At 64.1% G+C, this 6136-nt stretch carries 7 protein-coding genes and 1 pseudogene; 4 read left to right on the plus strand and 4 right to left on the minus strand.

Going from position 1 to position 6136, the window contains the following annotated elements:
• From H928_RS32700 to H928_RS0105175, 3 genes are all read right to left on the minus strand, one after another.
• A partial coding sequence (locus tag H928_RS32700; RefSeq protein ID WP_192816972.1) for a biotin carboxylase N-terminal domain-containing protein occupies nt 1-143 on the minus strand: 143 nt, incomplete at its 3' end.
• Between the two features lie 92 nt (nt 144-235).
• Complete coding sequence (locus tag H928_RS0105170) at nt 236-1666, minus strand: NAD-dependent succinate-semialdehyde dehydrogenase (protein WP_021025558.1); 1431 nt, start codon at nt 1664-1666, stop codon at nt 236-238.
• Between the two features lie 25 nt (nt 1667-1691).
• The gene (locus H928_RS0105175; RefSeq protein WP_021025559.1) at nt 1692-2768 is read right to left on the minus strand and encodes an alcohol dehydrogenase; all 1077 of its coding nucleotides are present in this window, start codon (nt 2766-2768) and stop codon (nt 1692-1694) included.
• A gap of 259 nt (nt 2769-3027) precedes the next feature.
• Between H928_RS0105175 and H928_RS0105180 the strand changes: the two genes are divergently transcribed.
• From H928_RS0105180 to H928_RS0105190, 3 genes are all read left to right on the plus strand, one after another.
• On the plus strand, nt 3028-3690 hold the full coding sequence (locus H928_RS0105180) for a TetR/AcrR family transcriptional regulator (protein WP_021025560.1): 663 nt from the start codon (nt 3028-3030) through the stop codon (nt 3688-3690).
• Between the two features lie 123 nt (nt 3691-3813).
• Nucleotides 3814-4317: a sigma-70 family RNA polymerase sigma factor gene (locus tag H928_RS0105185; RefSeq protein ID WP_021025561.1), complete on the plus strand. Its 504-nt coding sequence runs from the start codon at nt 3814-3816 to the stop codon at nt 4315-4317.
• Nucleotides 4317-5273 (plus strand): FecR domain-containing protein, encoded by a 957-nt coding sequence (locus H928_RS0105190; RefSeq protein ID WP_021025562.1) that lies wholly within the window; start codon nt 4317-4319, stop codon nt 5271-5273. The genes H928_RS0105185 and H928_RS0105190 overlap by 1 nt, the downstream gene beginning before the upstream one ends.
• A gap of 121 nt (nt 5274-5394) precedes the next feature.
• Here H928_RS0105190 and H928_RS0105195 read toward each other — a convergent pair whose 3' ends face one another.
• Nucleotides 5395-5775, minus strand: coding sequence for a hypothetical protein (locus H928_RS0105195; protein WP_204366281.1), 381 nt, complete (start codon nt 5773-5775; stop codon nt 5395-5397).
• Between H928_RS0105195 and H928_RS31370 the strand changes: the two are divergent.
• Nucleotides 5769-6136: pseudogene (locus H928_RS31370) on the plus strand (hypothetical protein); the annotation flags it as partial. The gene H928_RS0105195 and the pseudogene H928_RS31370 overlap by 7 nt on opposite strands.

Here is a 6136-nt window from a genome sequence, read left to right on the forward strand (position 1 = left end):
CGGGCGTGGTCGGCCGCGCGCCGGTGCAGGCTGGCTGCATCGTCGCTGGCGTAGACCGCAACGCTTGCGATGCCCCGGTCTGCGGCCGTGCGCGCAATGCGCACCGCAATCTCCCCCCGGTTAGCGATCAATACCTTGTGCATGGAAATCCTTCACTCTACGATCACGCTGCCCCGCATCGGCGCGGAAGTGGTCCGGCAGCAGGCCGGCAGCGGATGGGCACCGGCCTGCGCGCTCAGATGGTCTGGCTGACAAACTTGCTGCTGAGGTAGAAGGCCAGCGCATCGGCGCCGCCTTCGCTGGCATAACCCGAATCCTTGACGCCGCCAAACGGCTGCTCGGGGTAGCCCATCGCAATCGAGTTGATGCCGACCAGGCCGCTTTCGATCTCGTTCTTGAACCACTCGCCGCGTGTGGCCGAGCCGCTGAACACATAGGCCGCCAGGCCCCAGGGCAGGCGGTTGGCCTCTTGCAGCGCCTGGGCATCGCTGTCAAAGCGGGCAAATGCGGCAATCGGGCCAAAGGGCTCTTCGTTGAAGATGCGCGCATCCTGCGGCACATCGGCCAGCACCGTGGGCGCAAAAAAGTAGCCCTTGCCATCTGGCGCCTTGCCGCCCGTTACCACACGGGCGCCCTTGGCCACCGCGTCATCCACCAGGGCCTGCATGGCGGCCACGCGGCGCGGGTTGGCCAGTGGGCCCATGCGGGTGGCCTTGTCCAGGCCATTGCCCATCACATAGCCTTCGGCAATGCGCTGGAAACCGGCAATGGCCTCGTCATACAAGGGCGCCTGCACCAGAAAGCGCGAGGGCGAGATGCAGGCCTGGCCAGCGTTCCAGAACTTCTGCACACCCAGGAGCTTGAGGCTGCGCGCCAGGTCGGCGTCGTCGCAAATGATGGCGGGCGCATGGCCGCCCAGCTCCATCGACACGCGCTTCATCGCGGCGCCCGCTTGCGCGCTCAAGAGTTTGCCCACCGAGGTGGAGCCGGTGAACGAGATCTTGCGCACCACGGGCGAGGCAATCAGGTGCTCGGAGATATCACCGGGCACGCCATAGACCAGGCCGAGCACGCCTGCGGGCAGGCCGGCTTGCTCCAGCACCTGGACAAAGCGGGCCAGCGCCACCGGCGTCTCTTCCGAGCCCTTGACGATGATCGAGCAGCCGGCAGCCAGCGCGGCGGCAATCTTGCGCACGGCCTGGTTGATCGGGAAGTTCCAGGGCGTGAACGCCGCCACCGGGCCCACCGGCTCATGCTGTACATACTGGCGCAGCTCGGGCGAGCGCGGCGGGATCATGCTGCCGTAGCAGCGGCGTGCCTCTTCGGCAAACCATTCCAGCACCTCGCTGGCGCCCGAGAGCTCGATGCGCGCCTCGGTCAGGCGCTTGCCTTGCTCATGCACCAGCATCAGCGCCATCTCTTCAGCATGCTCGCGCACCAGCGCGGCAGCCTTGCGCAGATAGGTCGAGCGCTCCATCACCGAGGTCTTGCGCCAGGCGGCAAAGCCGGTCTGGGCGGCGGCCAGCGCGGCATCCAGGTCGGCGCGGCTGGCCTTGGCCACGCGGCCAATCGTGCTTTCATCGGCGGGGTTGGTGATGTCCAGCCATTCCTGGCTGCTGCTGTCGCGCCACTGGCCGTCGATCAGCAATTGGACTTGGTAGTTCATGCGGTGCTCCTGGTTCTTTCTGGCTTCAGCTTTGCAAGATGGCGCGGCCGGTGACCTTGCCGGCACGCAGCTCGTCCAGCACGGTCTGCACATCGCCCAGCGGGCGGCTGCTGAGCGGCAAGGACGGCAGCACCCCTTGCTGGGCCAGCGCCACCAGCTCGCGCAGCTCGGCCAGTGAGCCCACATAGGAGCCGCCGATGGAGATGGCGCGCATGGGGATCAGCGGCAGCTGGATGCTGGCGCTGCCGCCAAAGAGGCCCACGATAAGAATCTTGCCGCCCTTGCCGACGACGGCATTGGCAAACTCGAACGTGCGCGTGGAGCCGACAAAATCGAGCACTGCCGACACGCCTTCGGCGCTCGAGCGCGCCAGGGTCTTGGCGGCATCGGCTTCTGCCGGGTCCACCACACGGCTGGCGCCGGCATCCAGCGCAGCCTGGCGCTTGGCCGGGTCGATATCGACAACGATGGGCCCCAGGCCATGCAAGGCCTTGGCCAGCGCCACGGCCGCCAGGCCCACGCCGCCAGCGCCGATGATGACCAGCGGCGCCTGCTCGGTCGCTGGTGCCACTTTTTTCAGGGCCGAGTAGGCCGTCAGCCCCGAGCAGGCCAGGGTGGCGGCAAAGGCGGCATCAATGCCGGCATGGTCGATCAGGTAGCGCGGGTGGGGCACGCGCACATGGGTGCTGAAGCCCCCATCGCGCGTGGTGCCCAGGCTCTCGGGGCGGGCGCACATGTGCTCATCGCCCCGGGCGCAGAGCGCACACTGACCGCAGCCAATCCAGGGGAAGACGATCACCGAGCGGCCCAGCGCGCCTTGGGCATCGGGCCCGTTGGCGGCCACGCTGCCGACGATCTCATGGCCCAGGGTGCGCGGCGGCTTAAGCACTTTTTCCAGGCCGAAGTGGCGGCCATCGCCCAGGTCAAAAAAGCCCTCGGCCATGTGCAGATCGCTGTGGCAGACGCCGCAGGCGCTGATGCGCACCAGCACCTCGCTGCCTTGGGGCGCAGCGATGGCGCGGCGGGCCAGTTGCAGCGGTTGGCCAAAATCGACGACCTGGTAACTCAGCTGTTCGCCAGGGCTGGCGGTTGCGTTCGACATGCGCTTGTCTCCTGTAATCAACGGGGCTCTGTGGCTGCTGGCGCGGTGCGTCGGCATGGGCCGGGAGCGGCTGCTCAGCGTTGGAAAAACCCAAAGATACTGATCAGTATCGATTGGTACTATTGGGGATTTCACGCATGGATGCTGCTTGGCATCTTGTGCAAAACCACCCGCCTTTCCACTATGCTGGGGCCATGCGTACAGCGTGCCGGCGCGCGCCACCGCCGCAGCCCCCACGCCCACCAGGAGATATTCAGCAGTGCAGCTTCAACCCACCGACACCAACGCAGGCGATGCCAAAAACCAGATCCAGGAATACAAGGACACCTTGATCATCAATGCCGCCGCCGAGTTGTTCTACAAGCGCGGCTTCAAGAGCGCGACGCTCGACGAGATTGCGGCCTCGATCGGCGTGACCAAGCCCTTTATCTACAAGCGCTTCAAGTCCAAGCACGAGCTGCTCGAGCGGCTTTTCGACAAGGTGTTTGCCGGCCTTTACGAGGCGGTGAGCCAGTGCGAGCAATTGGAGGACAAGGACCCGGTGCGGCGCTTCGAGTTTTTTATCGACACCTATACGCGCCGCAAGATTGAGCTCAGCACCTTCTCGGTGATCCTGCTCGAAGAGGAAAAAAGCCTGAGCCCGGAAAAAATCAGCGATATCCGCAGCAAGTACCACGGCTTTGATGCGCTGGTGACGCGGCTCATCGTCAACGGCGTGGAGGCCGGCGTTTTCCAGGTCGGCAACCCCAAGGTGACCGCCTTTGCGATCAGCGGCATGGTGCAGTGGACGCACCGCTGGTACCAGCCCAATGGCAAGCTGTCCATCGAGGCGCTGTGCCAGGAGATGACGCAGATGGCGCTGCGCCTGGTCGGCTGGACGGGGCAGTATGTGCTGCCGGTGCCGGCAGCGCCGCAGCGCTGATCTACCCGCGCCGCTGGCGCGCCAGGCGGCCGCGAATGTCCTGCGTAAAGACGGTCTTTACATTTGAATATAATTGAGATTCATTCTCAACTATTCACTGTGGCAGCAGGGCGCGGATATCGCATGGCATCTCCCGGATACTCGGCTTCGCCCATCGAAGCGCTCTACAAAAACCACCACGCCTGGCTGCAGTCCTGGCTGCGGCGCCGTCTGGGCAATGCGGGCGACGCGGCCGACCTGGCCCATGACACCTTCATTCGGCTCATGGTGTCGCCCCGCAATGTGGACGCTGCTGACGAGCCGCGCGCCTTCCTGACCCATGTGGCCAAGGGCCTGGTCGTCGATTTGTGGCGCCGGCGCGAGATCGAGCGCGCCTACCTGGAAACCTTGCAGGCCTTGCCCGAGCCGCATGCGCCATCGCCCGAGACCCAGCTGCAGGTCATCGAAGCCTTGGTGCAGATCGACCGGCTGCTGGCAGGCCTGGCGCCCAAGACGCGCCAGGTGTTCTTACTGGCGCAGCTCGAGGGCCTGAGCCTGCAGCAGATCTCCGACCAGGTCGCGATGCCGGTGATCACCGTGCGCCGCCATATCCACAAGGCCTTGCTGCTGTGCCTGGAGGCCGCGTGATGGCCGGCGTTGCCGCACAAAACACCTTGCTCAGCGAAGCGGCCGATTGGCTCATCGTGCTGCGCTACGAAACGCCCACGGCCAAGGAGCAGGCCCGTTTTGAGCAATGGCGCAGCCAAAGCCCCGCGCATGAGGCCGCCTGGCACAAGGCCGAAGCCATGCTGGGCGTGTTTGCCCAGGTACCTGCCGAGGTCTGCCAGCAAACCTTGACTGCCGTGCAGCGGCCCGACCGGCGCAAGAGTCTGGCCTGGCTGGGCGGCTTGCTGGTGGCGGCCCCGGCCGGCTGGTTGGCCTGGCGAGAGCTATCTTGGCGCGACTGGATGGCCGACCAGGCCACCGCCGTGGGGCAGTCGCGCTCCATGCTGCTGCCCGATGGCTCTACCTTGACGCTCAACACCGCCAGCGCGGTGGCCGTCCATTTCAACGCGAAGGAGCGCCGGGTGCGGCTGCTCGGCGGCGAGATTTTGGTGACCACGCAGGCTGACCCATCGCCCAGCTACCGCCCCTTTGTCGTGGAGACACGGCAAGGCACCGTGCAGGCGCTGGGCACACGCTTTAGCGTGCGCCGTGTGGATGCGGGCACCAGCCGCGTGGCGGTCTTTAGCCACGCCGTCGCCATCACCAACCAGCAGGGCGCCACCCAAGTGCTGCAAGAAGGGCACACCGCTGATTTCAGCACCAGCCATATCGGCCCGCAAGCCGATGTGCAAGCCAGCGCCGCGCTGTGGGAGCAGGGCATGCTGCTGGCCAAGAACATGCCGTTGGCAGATGTTGTTGCCGAGATCGCCCGCTACCGTGCGGACCCGCTGCAGTGTGATCCTGCCGTGGCCCAGTTGCGGCTATCGGGCGCCCTGTCGCTCAAGGACACGGACGCCAGCCTGGCGCTGCTGGCGCAGTCGCTGCCGGTGCGGATCGAGCGGTTGGCGCATGGGGTGGTGAGGGTGGTGGGGCGTTAATCGGGGTGCTGGGTGCGCCATCCATCGCTTTGAATCGGCGCACTCACTGGCGCCGCCAAACGTCGGTATCGCTTATCTGCAACCGGTGATTTGTGCTGGTCTTTGTGGGCTTGCGAAGGCATCACTGCTGTTTGATGGGGTCCTGAATCACCGGATTTTGCAGTAGCTCATAACCATTGCCTTTACCACTGAGCCAGCTCAGCTCAGTTTTACCCGCCTGCCTTAAATAGGCCTGTGCTTCCAGGAAAAGTGGTGCGCCTAAATCCTTGGTCGTCAATGGCCGTGATCGACCGGCTTTTTCCGCATTGAGAAAGTGAGCCCCATGGGGCTCATCGGTATAGCTGCGCGCAAAAAAGCTTTCTTCGCCTTCAGAGAATTGGAAGATGTAATACTCATAATGGTATTCATGGAATCCAGCTTCGTCCGCATCGCTGGCATCCAGGTGATAAGTACAAATGACATGCATCTGAAAATGATTCAATCCAGGGAGATAAAGTGGCACACCAAACGCGCATTCCAAAGCTTGCATCCATTCTCGCAGTATCTGCACTGGGTCTGTCCCTATCTCCCAGCTGGGCAGCACGCAGTTTTACGCCACAGGCAGGCACCTGGGTCATCAGCGATGAAGTGGACGGCAAACCAGGCCGTGGTTTTGCCATCGATGTGCAGGGCAAGACTTTCTTTATGCAGGTATTTGGCTACGAGAAAAATGGCGATGCTACTTTCTACGCCGCCTCGGGGCAGATGGAGGGCGACACCGTCACAGCCCCGTTGATGCGCTACCAAGGTGGCCGCAGTTTTGGCAGTGAGCCGCGCGATGCACTAGAAGATAAAAGCGTAGGCGATGTGACGCTCAGCTTTCG

It is taken from the genome of Comamonas sp. B-9 (assembly GCF_000410635.1).
GTDB lineage: Bacteria > Pseudomonadota > Gammaproteobacteria > Burkholderiales > Burkholderiaceae_C > Comamonas.

Bases quoted from the DNA above. Each gene is read 5' to 3' on its own strand.
- H928_RS0105170 (WP_021025558.1), bottom strand. From the start codon at position 1,666: ATGAACTACCAAGTCCAATTGCTGATCGACGGCCAGTGGCGCGACAGC.
- H928_RS0105185 (WP_021025561.1), top strand. From the start codon at position 3,814: ATGGCATCTCCCGGATACTCGGCTTCGCCCATCGAAGCGCTCTACAAA.
- H928_RS0105190 (WP_021025562.1), top strand. From the start codon at position 4,317: ATGGCCGGCGTTGCCGCACAAAACACCTTGCTCAGCGAAGCGGCCGAT.
- H928_RS0105175 (WP_021025559.1), bottom strand. From the start codon at position 2,768: ATGTCGAACGCAACCGCCAGCCCTGGCGAACAGCTGAGTTACCAGGTC.